This is a genomic window from Kordiimonas sp. SCSIO 12610, assembly GCF_024398015.1.
Lineage (GTDB): Bacteria > Pseudomonadota > Alphaproteobacteria > Sphingomonadales > Kordiimonadaceae > CANLMI01.
In genome coordinates, this window is the sequence record NZ_CP073747.1 from 2,484,500 (window position 1) to 2,499,976 (window position 15,477).

The 15,477-nt window shown below is 45.2% G+C and carries 14 protein-coding genes; 8 read left to right on the forward strand and 6 right to left on the reverse strand.

What is annotated here, in order from left to right:
* Positions 1 to 219: 219 nt before the first annotated feature.
* A complete protein-coding gene (cqsA, locus tag KFF44_RS11730; RefSeq protein ID WP_255934459.1) occupies positions 220 to 1,479 on the reverse strand; it encodes an alpha-hydroxyketone-type quorum-sensing autoinducer synthase in 1,260 nt (419 codons plus the stop codon).
* A 614-nt stretch (positions 1,480 to 2,093) separates the two neighbouring features.
* Between cqsA and KFF44_RS11735 the strand changes: the two genes are divergently transcribed.
* Complete coding sequence (locus tag KFF44_RS11735; RefSeq protein ID WP_255934461.1) at positions 2,094 to 2,846, forward strand: sensor histidine kinase; 753 nt, start codon at positions 2,094 to 2,096, stop codon at positions 2,844 to 2,846.
* Entirely contained in the window at positions 2,846 to 3,892 is a 1,047-nt protein-coding gene (locus KFF44_RS11740) for a response regulator (protein ID WP_255934463.1), read from the forward strand. The genes KFF44_RS11735 and KFF44_RS11740 overlap by 1 nt, the downstream gene beginning before the upstream one ends.
* 31 nt (positions 3,893 to 3,923) lie before the next feature.
* On the opposite strand, the gene KFF44_RS11745 is transcribed toward KFF44_RS11740, so the two are convergent.
* From KFF44_RS11745 to groES, 3 genes are all read right to left on the reverse strand, one after another.
* Positions 3,924 to 4,895, reverse strand: a complete 972-nt coding sequence (locus KFF44_RS11745; RefSeq protein ID WP_255934465.1) for a M20/M25/M40 family metallo-hydrolase — start codon at positions 4,893 to 4,895, stop codon at positions 3,924 to 3,926.
* 119 nt (positions 4,896 to 5,014) lie between these two features.
* Positions 5,015 to 6,664, reverse strand: a complete 1,650-nt coding sequence (gene groL, locus KFF44_RS11750; RefSeq protein ID WP_255938819.1) for a chaperonin GroEL — start codon at positions 6,662 to 6,664, stop codon at positions 5,015 to 5,017.
* 56 nt (positions 6,665 to 6,720) lie between these two features.
* On the reverse strand, positions 6,721 to 7,008 hold the full coding sequence (groES, locus tag KFF44_RS11755; protein WP_255934467.1) for a co-chaperone GroES: 288 nt from the start codon (positions 7,006 to 7,008) through the stop codon (positions 6,721 to 6,723).
* 238 nt (positions 7,009 to 7,246) lie between these two features.
* Between groES and KFF44_RS11760 the strand changes: the two genes are divergently transcribed.
* Positions 7,247 to 8,797, forward strand: coding sequence for a YdgA family protein (locus KFF44_RS11760; RefSeq protein ID WP_255934469.1), 1,551 nt, complete (start codon positions 7,247 to 7,249; stop codon positions 8,795 to 8,797).
* Between the two features lie 55 nt (positions 8,798 to 8,852).
* Here the strand turns inward: KFF44_RS11760 and KFF44_RS11765 are convergent, their stop codons facing one another.
* Positions 8,853 to 9,224, reverse strand: a complete 372-nt coding sequence (locus tag KFF44_RS11765) for a VOC family protein (protein WP_370691162.1) — start codon at positions 9,222 to 9,224, stop codon at positions 8,853 to 8,855.
* Between the two features lie 124 nt (positions 9,225 to 9,348).
* Here KFF44_RS11765 and KFF44_RS11770 point away from each other — a divergent pair, with 124 nt between their 5' ends.
* The 5 genes from KFF44_RS11770 (at position 9,349) to KFF44_RS11790 (ending at position 14,795) form a co-directional block, all read left to right on the forward strand.
* Entirely contained in the window at positions 9,349 to 10,338 is a 990-nt protein-coding gene (locus tag KFF44_RS11770; RefSeq protein ID WP_255934472.1) for an SDR family oxidoreductase, read from the forward strand.
* A gap of 71 nt (positions 10,339 to 10,409) precedes the next feature.
* Complete coding sequence (gene pyrC, locus KFF44_RS11775) at positions 10,410 to 11,477, forward strand: dihydroorotase (RefSeq protein WP_255934473.1); 1,068 nt, start codon at positions 10,410 to 10,412, stop codon at positions 11,475 to 11,477.
* Between the two features lie 95 nt (positions 11,478 to 11,572).
* Positions 11,573 to 12,454: a dienelactone hydrolase family protein gene (locus KFF44_RS11780; protein ID WP_255934474.1), complete on the forward strand. Its 882-nt coding sequence runs from the start codon at positions 11,573 to 11,575 to the stop codon at positions 12,452 to 12,454.
* 210 nt (positions 12,455 to 12,664) lie between these two features.
* A complete protein-coding gene (locus tag KFF44_RS11785) occupies positions 12,665 to 13,906 on the forward strand; it encodes a DUF917 domain-containing protein (protein WP_255934475.1) in 1,242 nt (413 codons plus the stop codon).
* 46 nt (positions 13,907 to 13,952) lie between these two features.
* Positions 13,953 to 14,795, forward strand: coding sequence for a phytanoyl-CoA dioxygenase family protein (locus KFF44_RS11790; RefSeq protein ID WP_255934476.1), 843 nt, complete (start codon positions 13,953 to 13,955; stop codon positions 14,793 to 14,795).
* Between the two features lie 27 nt (positions 14,796 to 14,822).
* On the opposite strand, the gene KFF44_RS11795 is transcribed toward KFF44_RS11790, so the two are convergent.
* A complete protein-coding gene (locus tag KFF44_RS11795; protein ID WP_255934478.1) occupies positions 14,823 to 15,470 on the reverse strand; it encodes a 2-hydroxychromene-2-carboxylate isomerase in 648 nt (215 codons plus the stop codon).
* Positions 15,471 to 15,477: the final 7 nt, after the last annotated feature.

A 15,477-nucleotide genomic window follows, 5' to 3' on the forward strand; every position in this document is an offset into this window, starting at 1 on the left:
TAAGTCTAAATTAAATTGATACTTATCGTCGTCGAAGCCTTAGGGCTTGGTTGATATGGGCATGCTTTATCACAGCGTCAGTTACACTTTCATGAAATTGAAGCGGGAACCTAATCAAACTGGTGCTAAAATGCAATAGAATTATACAACATGATTTTACAACCATGAAATTAGCTATATTTTCTCCCTTTCGATACTACTGATCCAAAAAATGAGTGTCTATTCCGCCGCCTGAAATAAATCAAAGGCACATAAGCGAGGAACACAATCCAGATCCAGCTCATATCTGGCTTTCGCAAACACACCTAAAACCTTATCCAAATCCTGTCGATTGAGATCTGCGTTAATTGTAAACCGAACCAGAGCAGCCCCCTCGGCTGTCGCGGGTGGAGCAAAAACTGAACCAAATATTCCATTGGATGCTAAATAATCACGCAATATAATTGTATCCGGGTTAGAGCCCGCAATAATTGCAATTATTTGGCTATCGCATTCACCAACATCATAACCCAAGCTTAACAAACCATCGCGGAGATACGCATGATTTTCATGAAGCTTCTCTCTGCGCCATGTTTCACTATTGATAATATCAAGCGTCTTCTCAAAACCTGCAATTTCATAAGCCAAAACAGATGTACTAAAAATCATCGGAAACGCTTCATAACGGAAAAATTCCATATTTCGCTTTGACCCTGCAACTACGCCGCCGCGCGCCGCAATAGCCTTCGAAAGCCCAATAGTTCTGAAATGAATTTTATCTTCAATCCCCATTTCAACGGCGATGCCGCCCCCTAAATTTCCATGACATCCAAAGGAATGGGTTTCGTCTAGTATAATTGCACAGGCATAGTCCTCCGCGATCTCTACTAATTTTTCCAACGGGCATATCTTTCCATTGGTGCTATATAATGCGTCGACAACTATTAAACCCGGTCCATATCGTTTTATTTTCCGGTGTAGGTCATCGATGTTATTATGCCTAAACGGCCTTGCCCTTGCGCGTGCACACGCGATCCCTTCCCATAACGAAGCATGCGCTTTAATATCAATGTAAACATTGGTACCCTGCTTGGCGAAAGCCTGAATAATACCCGTATTTGCATTATACCCTGACATACAAAGAACCGCGTCTTCCGCCCCTAGTATAGAGGCCATTCGCTTTTCGAACGACTTATATACGTCTTCCCGGTCATGGGTAAAAACGCGTGACATCGCATCGCCGTGGCCCTGTTCTAGCAATATTTCGGCTTTGGCTGCTGCAATCCGTTTATCAGAAGCGATTGAAAGATAATCATTGGATTGCATTTTAATGGCGGCTTCATCGCCGTCTACCCTGATATCACCCAACACGATATGAGAGTGGTGCTGGTCTTTATCAAGCAGAAAACCTGTATCGACGATCTCCTTCACAAATGCTGGATTTTCAGGAGATTTACAATTTCGACTAACATGATTACAATTCGCTTTATGTTGCTGCATTTCGAACCCTTTCATCAGCTGGCGGTGACTTTCGGAAAGATCAGTATAGTACTAATTTGCTGAAACTAGAATATAGAGTTATCATGTAAGCAGTATTTAGTGAGAAAGACATGTTTCTAAAAACAAATCCTGTTTACGACTTCGAGTATACACAAATAAAAGTCAGGATGCTTTCCCTATTAGGAATAATTGGTTTTCCTCTGTATTATTATATTTGGCAGTATATTCTTCCTCAGTCTTATGAAAATTTGCATTTACGGATTATAGGTACAATATTCTGTATAATCTGTTTTCTTGCGAGCTATTCAAAAGACGAAACAAACCAAAAGAAATTGAGAATTCTATATTTCTTTTTGTTTACATTTAGTTTGCCGTTTTTCTTCACTTATTTATTCCTTCAAAACAATGCAACCGGGGCATGGCTTGGGTCATTGATTTGCGCTATTCTGTATCTCGCCCTTATAATGAACTTATCCAACTTCATTATTATGACAATTACGGGCTCAGGATCAGCTATATTATTATTCTTACTAACCCCTGACACCTACATTACTCCGTTAAATCTATATGAAGCGATACCAGTCATAATCTTTGCCATTACTGGCGGTCTTGTTATGAAGTTCGCAGAATTGTGGGCGATAACCTCAAACAGAAAAAAGGCAATTGCGCTGGCAGGGTCAATTGCACATGAGCTTAGAACACCAATGCTTGGCCTAAGGATGGAAATCGATAACTTTAAAAATATATGCGAAGAAGCTGCGAACGCTGATATCACTGACCTTGATAATGAAGAATATACAGCAATATCCGCGAGGCTTAGTCGGCATATTTCAAAATCGTCGCTTATCGTCGATAGTTTGCTTCAGAATGTGCGGGAAGAGTCTATCAATGATCAAGCCTTCAACTTATATTCAATGCGTGAAATTATTATCGATGTTATTGAGCATTTCCCACTAACCGACAGCGAACGAGCTGCCATTCAATTTGACGATACGATTAATTTTAAGTTCTGGGGTGATGAACTATTAATGTCTCATGTCGTGATGAATATGATCAAAAATGCACTTCAGGCCATTTCAATTGCCGACAACGGGCAGATATTTATTTCATTAATTCCTGCCGAGCAAAACCCTGAAAACGCGAAATACCACAGCCTGATTATTCGCGATACCGGCACCGGGATGAAGCGACGCGAACTTGCAAAAATATTCGATCGCTTTTACTCCGGCCCCAAAGGGGGTATTGGTCTGGGCCTTGCTTTCTGTGCGCGAGTAATTAATAGTTTTAAGGGAACAATTACTTGTCGTTCTGAACATGGACAATACACTGAGTTCACAATTCGACTTCCGAGGAAGGAAATTAGATAATGTCATCTCCTTATGATCCTGCAATGCCCTTTTTTCATCCGTGCAGCACGCTCATATTAGATGATGACGAGGACTTTCTAAATTCCATGCGCGCCTTCATGGCACGTCATTGTGCCAGTTTATGCTATTCATCACCCGGGCAAGCAATGCAGAAACTGTTTCACACACAAGAAATCACCAGCGAACTGCACGATTTCTTCTCTAAATATGGCTATGGTGTAGACGGTGAAAGCATCGAAACAGGCGACTGTGTTGTCCTTTTAAAATCATCCAAGTTACGACAATACACACAGTTAGCGGATCGATTTAAAATGATTTCAGTGGTCATTGTTGATTATCAAATGCCGACAATGACTGGATTGGAATTTTGCCGAGCTATCGCTGATATCCCTGTCAAAAAAATTCTTCTAACCGGGAAAGCGAACACCGACCAAATCATTGACGCTTTCAATGAAGGTCTCATTGATCGCTTTATTTCCAAAAGCGACCCTGATGCCCTCATAAAAATCAGACAAATGGTCAAGCAGTTGCATCAGGACTATATTGGAACGGCTATTTCACCGTATGCCAAAGCCTTACGGGTTGCACACACACAGGAATTCGAACAGCACGACGTAAGTGTTGTTCTGGATCAGGTTTATGAGCAATTCCCATTCACTGAATATTATTATCTACCGCAACCCAGAAGCTTCATGCTTTGCAACGGTGATGGCGAAAAAAAACTCTGCCTTTTATCAACGGAAAAAGAATTGATCGATCTGGCCGAAATTGTTGAAGCATCACTGGGGGAAGGCACAGCAACAAAAACCCTTAGGTCCGGCAGGGCGATAACCTGGGGATTGTTTGATTGGCTAGACGGCAACCACAGTTCAAACGAAGCGCCCGAAAATGTATTTTTCCCATGCCATAGCTACCGCGATTGGAAATGGGCACTTTTACCACCTGATATGTTCACAGATACCATCGATACAATGTCATCTTCATGGAATGAATATCGTAAAAGCACAATCAAGCTACCATTTAACCTGGCCGGTGATGCTGCGTAAATAAACACCATCACCGATTATATACTATCTATTATTCTAAGATTTCATTGATCGACTGATCAATCAACTGACTTGCCAAAACGACTGTATCAATAGATCGTAGGAAAAAGTCTTGAGGCACTGTTTCAAATTCATCAGATGGACGATGATAGTGCGGATGATCCTCTACACCAAAATATAAAAACGGTATGCCTTCACGGTGAAAAGGGCCGTGATCAGATTGAAGTGTCCAGTCATCGTTTCCAAGCGCTGGATCATCATGCCCTAGCATCAGCTTCACAGGCGCCTGTTCGCCAATTTTGGTTAAAAGTGGCTTTAATTGAGGGGTATGGAAACTACCTGCTGCATAGAGTTCGTTTTTATCGCTGCGACTGAGCATATCAAAATTTATATTAAAATCAGGCTTGCTGCCTAAGGCCTCATTTGAGCTAACAAGTGCCCTAGCACCCTGAAGTCCCATTTCTTCTGCGTCGAAGAAAGCAAATACAATATCATTTTCAGGCGGATGCTTTAAAAAATGTTCAATCACTGCAAAAAGCCCTGTCACCCCAGAAGCATTATCATCAGCACCATTGAATATTTCGTCGCCCCGAACACCAACATGATCATAATGGGCAGAAGCAACGATCATTTTCCGATCGCTTTCTGGTTTGCTGCCTTCAAGCTTCGCCAGAATATTAACACCCGTCATACGGGTTTCCGAATTATCTTGCTGCCGGCGGGTAAATTCAAATATATGATCAAAGCTGTCCCCAACTGGCCCAACACCATAGCTTTTCAATTGCTCAATAATATAGGCCCGTGCTTTAGCATTCCCTTCTGTTCCCGTTTGGCGGCCTGCCATATCGTCCGATGACAAGTGCTCTAAAACACGAATAGCGTTCTCACGATCAAAATCAGCAACATAAGGCTTTTTCGGTGCCTGCTTATCTGCATTATCACTACAAGCAACAACCAAGAAACCAAGACAAATAAAAACTATATGGCGTATGTGAAGTTTCATTTCATATCCCCGCAAACTTTATATTTTAGTGCGCTACCATACGCATACAATAAAGAAAACAAAACCCCCGAAGATTTCTCCTCGAGGGTTTTGAAGTAATTAGCAATTGGTCAACTGGCTTAGAAGCCCATGCCGCCCATACCGCCCATGCCGCCCATATCAGGCATTGCAGGAGCTGCTGCTTTATCTTCTGGAAGTTCAGCAACCATTGCTTCAGTTGTGATCATAAGACTTGCAACAGATGACGCATCCTGAAGGGCTGTACGAACAACCTTAGTCGGGTCGATGATGCCTTTAGCAACAAGGTCTGTATACTCTTCGTTCTGAGCATCGAAACCAGTGTTCACATCGCCGCCTTCAAGAAGTTTGCCAGCAACAACCGCGCCGTCAACACCAGCGTTCTCAGCGATTTGACGAACAGGGGCTTGAAGCGCACGGCGAATAATATCTACACCTTTATTCTGGTCGTCGTTTGCACCAGTAACACCGTCAAGCGCTTTAGTTGCGTAAAGAAGTGCAGTACCACCGCCAGCAACGATACCTTCTTCAACAGCAGCACGTGTTGCGTGAAGTGCGTCATCAACGCGGTCTTTGCGCTCTTTCACTTCTACTTCTGTAGCGCCGCCAACTTTGATCACAGCAACACCACCAGAAAGCTTCGCTAGACGCTCCTGAAGTTTTTCTTTGTCGTAATCAGAAGTTGTCACTTCGATTTGTGCTTTAATCTGCTCAACGCGTGCTTTGATATCATCTTCAGAACCAACACCGTCAACGATTGTTGTATCTTCTTTCGTGATGTTTACGCGCTTCGCTGTACCAAGCATATCAAGGCCAACGTTCTCAAGCTTGATACCGAGGTCTTCAGAAACAACCTGACCACCTGTAAGGATAGCGATATCCTCTAACATTGCTTTACGGCGATCACCAAAACCAGGGGCTTTAACCGCAGCAATTTTAAGACCACCGCGAAGTTTGTTTACAACAAGTGTTGCAAGCGCTTCGCCTTCGATGTCTTCAGCGATGATAAGAAGTGGCTTACCAGACTGCACAACTGCTTCAAGCAGTGGAAGCATAGGCTGAAGGTTAGTAAGTTTGCTTTCGTGAAGAAGGATAAGTGGGTTATCAAGCTCAGTTGTCATCTTCTCAGCGTTAGTGATGAAGTATGGTGAGAGGTAACCACGGTCAAACTGCATACCTTCAACAACGTCAAGCTCGCTCTCGAGGCCTTTTGCTTCCTCAACAGTGATAACACCTTCTTTGCCAACTTTTTCCATTGCTTCTGCGATCATACGACCAACTTCAGCTTCACCGTTAGCAGAGATAGTACCAACCTGTGCAATCTCTTCGTTTGTTGTAACGTCTTTAGTGCGTGACTTAAGGTTTTCAACAACAGAAGCAGCAGCAATATCGATACCGCGCTTAAGATCCATTGGGTTCATACCAGCAGCAACAGACTTAAGGCCTTCGCGAACGATCGCTTGCGCAAGAACAGTAGCAGTTGTTGTACCGTCACCAGCAACATCATTTGTGCGGCTTGCAACTTCTTTAACCATCTGCGCGCCCATGTTTTCGAACTTATCCTTAAGTTCGATTTCTTTCGCTACAGATACGCCGTCTTTAGTGATGCGCGGTGCACCAAAAGATTTATCAAGAACAACGTTACGGCCTTTTGGACCAAGTGTTACTTTTACAGCGTTAGCAAGTGTGTCAACGCCTGCAAGCATGCGTGCACGTGCGTCTTCATTAAATTTTACGTCTTTAGCAGCCATCATGGCCTCCTAAATAATTTGAGAATACTTAAAAGAAAAAAGGCAAAACCGAATGATTATTCGATGATGCCCATGACGTCTGATTCTTTCATGATCAACAGGTCTTCGCCGTCAACTTTGACTTCTGTTCCAGACCATTTACCGAAAAGAACCTTATCGCCTGCTTTCACGTCAAGCGCTGTTACTGTACCGTCTTCGGCTTTTGTACCATTGCCAACTGCAATGATTTCGCCTTCAGATGGCTTTTCCTGTGCTGTGTCAGGCAGGATGATGCCGCCAGCAGTTTTTGCTTCACTATCAAGGCGTTTCACAAGAACGCGGTCATGAAGAGGGCGTAATGCCATGGTTTTTCTCCCTAGTGATAAACCAAGTTTTAAATTCGCTTATTAGCACTCACCTCTCATGAGTGCTAACGATGACCGTGTATTTAAGTTAGCTATTGATTTCATTCAAGAGGGTAAGAAGGATTTTTTCTTCTATTTCGCTCAATTCCATCAAATATTGAATATCTATGACTTATGATTATCTATATAGATTATCTATAATATAGGCATATCAAAGACCATCAAGGGGGTTATCATTATGAATTCAAAAGCAAAATTATTACTTGGCACAGGCATAGTCATCGTCCTAGGTGTCGGAGCATACACCTATCTAGGAAATCAGGTTGAAATCAGTATTCAAAGTGAAATTCAAGCTTTCAATGAAACGAATAAAGGCAAGTATAACATTTCCTATGACAGCATTGATGCGAATCCAGCCCTTGGTAAGTTTAATCTGAAAGGTGTTTCACTAGAGCTCACAGAGATAGGTGGTACGTCATTTATTGAAAATGCAACGCTGCAAGGCTCAGTGAAAGACGGAAGCTTTGTTCTAACAGGCGTGTCTGCCGACACCTTCAAATTAGAAAGTGATAAAGCCAACATTACATTCTCAGAGTTCAACCTTACTAGCCCTGACCTCGCAATTTTCGGTGATGAAGATAAACTCAAAAAGCTGCGCGAATTTCCTATCAACAGTTTTCATGTAAAGGATGTGAAAATTGATGCTACTTCTCACGCATCGGGGCAGTCGTTTGAAATGTCGCTGGATGAATATACGATTGATGTTGACGAGAGCTCGCAAGCCCTCGAGAAATTTGAATTAACTGACCTGCAATTCAAAACCGTCATCAACAACATTCTGCCAATGAACATGAATTACGGTAACATTGTCATAAAAGGTGGGGACCTATCATGGTTTGGTAGTGCCATTGAGTTATCTCAGAATTCACTTACCAATGATCTCGACAACATGAACGAAGCCGAAAAAATACTTGAGCTACAAAAAGCTCAATCTGTCATCATGAAAGAAATGATGCCCGTTTTTCTGAATTATATGGGTATCGATAGTTTCGAATGGAGCGATTTCAGCGTGTCGCTTCCAAATGGCTCCGATGTATCCTTCGATCGCCTTTATGTAGAGGATTTGAAGCGCACGGATAATATCGTTGTCGGAAGCAAGAGCGGTTGGGACAATCTTGCCATTCCAGACCTGACTGGTCTTGATCCTAATTTCGATGCACAGCTTAATCTGATAGGTCTAAAAGGCACAAGCCTGTCCATGGTCAGTGAAACCGCATATGATCAAAACAAAAAAACAAATACCTCCAATTCGCAGATTTCTATCGAAAACATTCTTGAAGCCTCAGTTGATTTTACCCTGAATGACTTTGAGCCAAAAACTTATTATCAAAGTGCTCTGGCTATTTATTCACCAGAGATACAACAAAACCCGGACAAGGTCATCGAACTGTATACGTCTTTATTCAACAACTTCTCAGGCAATATAACACTGACTGACAAAAGCATTATTAACCGCTTTATTAATGGCTATGCGAAGCAAACAGGCGCAGACCCAGAAGCGCTCAGGGCGCAATTCACCGGATTGGTAATCGCAAACTTAACACAGTCTTTTGGTTCCTATGCGCCGCAAGGCCTTGCAGAGGCAATAAGCGGGTACATGGCAGCCTCTTCAACGCCGATAAAGTTAGAACTTGCAACAAAACAAAAGCTAACGCCCGAGACAGTCAATCAAATATCTGCAACCAACTGGGGTGACTATATAAAAGTTGACCTGAAACAAGCTAATTAACGAGGCAAAATAGCAACCTCAAATAAAAGGCCGAATATTCGGCCTTTTTAAAAACTTATCGGTGCTGATCAAACAATATCGGATTACCATCAGGGTCGATAACCATGAAACTGGCGGGGCCTTCACCACTTTCATCGGCTGGACTATGAATTTCTATCCCGCCTTCCTTCAGGCTCTTCTGAATATCCCTAACATCTGTGAAAGGGTTAACTTCACCAGCGCTGTTGTCCCAACCCGGATTAAAGGTCATCATATTTTTATCAAACATACCCTGAAATAGGCCAATAACACAGCTAGGGCTTTTCATAATCAGCCATCCCTGCTCCACATCACCGTGGAATTTTTCAAACCCTAGTTTTTCATAAAAAGCACGAGAAATCTCAATATCCTTCACTATTAAACTCAGTGAAAACGCACCTAGTTCCATCATATCCTCCCTAATTTGTGATTAAAAATATACCACAAACTAAGAGAAAGTCTTGCTTTTCATCATTAATGAGGATCATCATTACATCATGAAACCACCGCAATAAAAATAGGAAAGCAACCTGATGACACGTAAGAAACTCAATAGACGAGAGTTATTAGCAGGCACCGCAGCAATTGCCGCGACCACATCGTTTACTGCAAACAGCGCTGTTTTTGCTGACAGCCAGGATTTAACTGGTAAATCAATCTTAATTACTGGTTGTTCATCTGGATTTGGCCGATTAGGCGCTGAATATTACGCGCGGCGCGGTGCCAAGGTATTTGCAACCATGCGAAACCTTCCTCGTCCAGAGGCGGATGAACTCGCAAATGTTGCCAAGAAAGATAACCTCGATATCGAGATTATCGAGATTGATGTCCTTTCAGAAGAAAGCATTGAGGCTGGCGTCAATCGGGCCCTGAAGTCAGCGGGTGGAACAATAGACGTATTGATCAACAACGCGGGAATTGGTGTTACTGGTCCGGTTGAAGTGCAAGACATGGCGGCCACCGAGCTCATCTTCAGCACCAATGTTTTTGGCCCGCAGCGAATGATAAGGGCACTATTGCCATCAATGCGAAAAGCGCAAAGTGGTCAGATATTCAATATTTCATCACAGCTCGGCCGTGTGATACTTCCAAGCGCAGGTCACTATTCTGCGACCAAATTTGCTCTTGAGGCACTTAGCGAACAACTTGCTTACGAGCTCGTTCCATATGGCATCGATATAACAATCATTGAACCTGGTGGATACCCAACACAAATCTGGAGCAAGCGCGTTAATTATAATAAAGAACTGCTAGAGCGTATGCCTGAAGAACAGAAAAAGGCTTATGCACCATTTATAGAGCGGATGACAGCCGATGGCGGCGGAGGAAATACCAATCCTATCGACATTCCTCGCAATATTACTGAAATCATTATGATGCCTAAGGGAGAACGCCCGCTCCGCCGACCGGTGCACCCAACCTATATTCCGCAGACAAAGATCAATCAGGCAAGTGCTGACGCGCAAATTGAAATGCTAGGCAGCTCGCCGTTTGGGCCGTGGGTAAAAAGTGTTCTAACGTAATTTTTGGTGCAAAAATTCATAAATATGCTAAAGGAACGCTCAAATTCAATTAACCACATTAAGAGCGTTCCATGGCACCCGGCATTAATAATCAAACCCCAACAGAACTCATCATAACCCGCCCTGATGATTGGCATGCTCACCTTCGTGATGGTGACATGCTAAAGTCTGTTGCTAATTATACAGCGCGCCAGTTCGCACGCGCGATTATTATGCCCAACCTTGCGCCACCTGTTACAACGACAGCGCTCGCAAATGAATATCGTGAACGAATAATCGCAGCCGTATCGCCAGAGCATAATTTCACACCCTTGATGACATGTTACCTCACGAACACAACTGACGGCGAGGATCTACGCAAAGGCTTTGAAAGCGGGGTACTCACTGCCTGTAAACTATATCCGGCAAATGCCACGACAAACTCTAGTTTTGGTGTCACCGACATCGAAAATATTTTCTCTGTTCTTGAAGTGATGCAAGAAATTGGTATGCCGCTATTAGTGCACGGCGAAGTCACGGATAAAGAGATTGATATCTTCGACCGCGAAGCCGTCTTTATCGAACGCGTGATGAGCAAGGTCGTCAAAGCTTTTCCTGAATTGAAAGTTGTCTTTGAGCATATCACTACTGCGAACGCCGCTGATTTTGTGATGGAGTCAACAGGGCCAATCGGCGCAACGATAACACCTCAGCACCTGGAATTTAACAGAAATGCTATTTTCGACGGTGGCATCAGACCACATTATTATTGCCTACCGATCGCAAAACGTGAAGAACACCGCCTCGCCCTTAGGAAAGCGGCAACATCTGGTTCAGAAAAGTTTTTCCTGGGCACAGATACTGCCCCTCATACCGTTGACGCCAAAGAAAGCGCGTGCGGATGCGCTGGTATTTTCAATGCCCCATACGCCATAGAAAATTATGCAAGTGTTTTCGAGGAAGAAAACGCGCTTGATAAGTTAGAGGCCTTTGCATCCTTAAACGGCCCTAAATTCTATGGCCTCCCAGTGAACAAGGAAAAAATAGTTCTAAAACGTGAAGAAACACTGGTGCCTGAACGACTGGACGCAGCAGGCAAAGATATCATGCCTTACCGCGCAGGGGAAACGCTACGCTGGAAGTTCAAAGGCCTGGCGTAAAGCGAGTTGCTTTGTCACGCTGACGTGAATATGCATTCCTGCCCTCACAATGTATTGTGCCCCCATAATTTTAGGCAGAATTTTAGGAGGGTACAATGTGTGATCAGTTCACAGAAAACGACAACGAAACTTTTGAAAAAAACGGCGGCCTTCTGAATCGCCGTGACTTCACATCGATGAGCGCAGCAGCAATCATGGCTGCTATGTTCCCGAAAGCCGCAATGGCAGAAGAAGACGTTACCGAGTCCGATGTCATCGTTGATATGGAAGACGGCCAATCCGATAGCTATTTTGTACGCCCATCAAAAGGGACACATCCAGGCGTCCTGATCTGGCCAGATATCAAAGGCCTTCGCCCTGCGTTCCGCGCGATGGGCAAGCGCCTCGCAATGGCAGGTTACTCCGTTCTTGTGGTGAACCCGTTCTACCGTGATGCGAAAGCACCGGTTGTTGGACCAGATGCCAGCTTCCGTGACCCTGACACACGTAAGTTCCTGATTGGTATGGCGCGCAAACTAACGCAGGATGCAAGCATGTCTGACGCTCGTCACTATATCAAGTTTTTGGACGCACAGGACAGCACGGACACATCGAAAAAAGTTGGTACTATGGGATACTGCATGGGTGGACCGCTTATTATGCGTACAGCCGGCGCGGTGCCAGAACGCGTGGGGGCGGCAGCATCCTTCCATGGTGGTGGCTTGGTCACTGACCGCGAAGACAGCCCGCATCTTTTGATCCCGAAATCACCCGCGCACGTACTACACGCGATCGCAGAAAATGATGACGAGCGCTTCCCTGATGCCAAAAATGTTTTGCGCGCGGCATATAAAGAAGCAGGAACTCCTGCCGAGATTGAGGTCTATAAAGGCACGCTTCATGGATGGTGCCCACCAGATTCAACAGTGTATAACAAAGATCAGGCGGAAAAAGCATGGTCACGTACACTAGCGCTATTTGAAACAGCGCTTGTTTAACAGCTTTGAAATTATCGCGCCGTCACTACGGTTGGTGGCGGCGCTTATACCAGACACAGCGATCCATTAGCTTCCCCCCATCAAGATCAACCTTGCGCACCTCCCGTAATTAACCGATAGTAAAATCAGTCCTGAGTGCTCTTATTACAATGAAGACACTGTTGCCTATCTTGCGCGACATGCTGGTCTGAGCAATAACGGAGGCTGCTTTTGCGATACTCAAAGAATGCACGCATATCCAAATATTCTGCAAAGATTATTCTATGCCTGATGATGGTCATACAGTCGGTCACTCCCTCCGTATCTGATGAAACCTCCCAAAATCTCCGCACCTTAAGTGAACAAAATCTCGTCGATATTCTCGTAGGTTCTTGTATCCAATCCACGCGTAACTGTGACCCATCAGAACCTATCAAGGCTGTAAAGGCAGCCTTAAAGGCGGGCAAGGTTTTCCAGACAATCAAAGTCAAGGATGTCCCCACGGACGGCATGGTCGTTGCTGTTCAGGGCATTGGCGGCGGCGGGCCGTGGCAATATGTGATTGACCGGACGAAAGAACAGGGACTGCGAACGCTCGATAACCCCGAGCGCGCTGTTGTTGAGCTATTCAGTGAATATACCGGAAAAACTGTGGCGGCGCTCGTACGCTCGGAAGCCGCGGGTGCCACTGCCGCTGCCCTCCTCCTGAGCGCTGATATGAATATACCAACGCTCGACGGCGGCATTACAGGCCGTGCTGTCCCCGAAGTTCAGCAATCTATTCCCTGGATCAATGGTATCGCATCGGTGCCAACAGCGATCATCACACCTTGGGGGGATCAGATTATTATCAAACACGCGGTAGACGAATACCGCGTAGAAGATATCAGCCGCGCAATTGCGGTCGCAAGCGGCGGCGATGCCTACATCACCATGACGCCTATGTCGGGTGAAACGCTAGAAAAAGGGGTAATTAAAGGCAGTATCTCCGAGGCAGAACTATTTGGCCGCACAGTCAGAGAAGCCGTTCAAAAGGGTCATGATCCTATTGACGCCTTGGTCACTATCACAAGCGGATATAAGCTTTTTGACGGTGTTGTCGTCAAGGCAGAAGAGCGCGGCGACAGGGGTTTCAACTGGGTAGAGGCAACACTTGAAGGCCGAAATGAATACAAGGGCCGCACCTACAAATTATTTGTCAAAAACGAAAACATCGTCGGTTGGATCGATGACAAACTGGACGCTATATCCCCTGATTATATTTATAATCTTGACCCAGCTAGCGGCCAGTCAACCTTGGGCGTCGGTTATGGTGGTTATGTGGTTGGTGAAAAGGTTGCCCTTATCGGTATTCCTGCCCCCAAACAATGGCGCAGTAAAAAAGGGATTGAGTTAATCGGCCCACGGCATTTCGAGTTTGATTTTGATTACATCCCGATTGAGGACTTACAGAAACAAAAGGCACAAGAATAACAATAGTAGAGGCAAGAATAAAAAAGCATAAAACAGGACAAAACACATGGCACCAGGCGAGAAACAAGGAAATTATCGCACAACCGATCACGCTAAAACGCACCGGCAGTTGAAACCAGGGCCTGATCGCCAAGGCCCAGAGATCGATGCTGACTTTGAAACCCTGATGCGGGACGGCTATGTCATTATCGAAAACCTGATTTCAAAAGACGCTTGCAGGGCGATAAAAGCTGAATGCCTAGACCTACTTAATAAAACAGGTCGGAACGGTTTTGAGGGGCGCAGCACCCAGCGGGTTTATAATGTGCTCTCCAAAACCCGTGCAACTGACATGCTGGCTGAACACCCGCGTATCCTTGGTTTGATGGATCGTTTCTTTGAACCCGGCTTCCTATTATCACAAAGTCAGATCATCAACATCTTACCCGGCGAAAACGCACAGGATTTACATGTGGATGACGGGTTTTACCGTATCCCCCGCCCGCGGCAACCGCTGGGTGCTGCAACCGTATGGGCAATCGATGACTTTACAGAAGAAAACGGCGCAACCGTAATCGTTCCCAAAAGCCATACATGGGGCGATGATCAAATGCCTGAGCGCAGTGAGGCAATCCCCGCCATTATGCCCGCGGGCTCTGTTGTCTTTTTTCTGGGTACCACGTGGCACGGCGGCGGCATGAACGTATCAAAGAGCGCTCGTTTTGCCATCACCCACCAATATTGTGATGCCTATTTACGGCAGCAGGAAAATTACCTGTTAGAATTATCCAAGGATACAGTCCGGGCCCTGTCCCCCACAATGCAGGCGCTGGTTGGATATTCGATCTATCCCCCCTTCATGGGCATGGTAGAGGGAATGCACCCCTTAAGAACATTGGATCAGGACTAAATGGCCGCGGCCAAACTGCTATTCAATTTAATTTTTGCGCTTGATGCCAAGTTTATCTAGCCGCCAGCGAAGGGTATCAATCCGGTCCTGCCCGAAAAAGGGTTCGCCGCGTACAACCATTGTCGGCACGCCCCAATGCCCTGCTTGCTCAAGGGTTTCATGGTTGCGCTCGATTTCATCCATATGATCGCCGTCCATGATCGCGCGGTCCATATCCGCGAGGTCCAAGCCCGCAGCTTCTGTCGCAAGCGCCAAATGATCGCCTTGATCCCAGTTTTCAGTGCCGCCATAAACGAGATGCGATATTTCCTTCGCGAACGCAATGCCCTTGCCGCGGCGTTCTGCCTCCACGCCCAATTTCACAAGGCGTAGAATAAGCGATTGATCCTCCGCGACCTCGTAGGTTTCATAGTTCTGATTAACGGGATCGGGTTTTGGCGGGAAATGCATGGGCATGCCTAAATACTCGGCGCGGCGCATGCTATCCATCACAATATACATCGCAGGCTTTTTGTTGGACGCATCAAATAAGGCTTTCTTGGCCCTAAGCGCCACGGGCAACACAACCCGCAAATGCAACGATACATCATAATCTTCCATCAGCTTCATCAAATCCGGCGTCGCCAGATAGGAATATGGGCTCCTGAAGGACCAATATACGTCGATGGATTCCATGATTTTC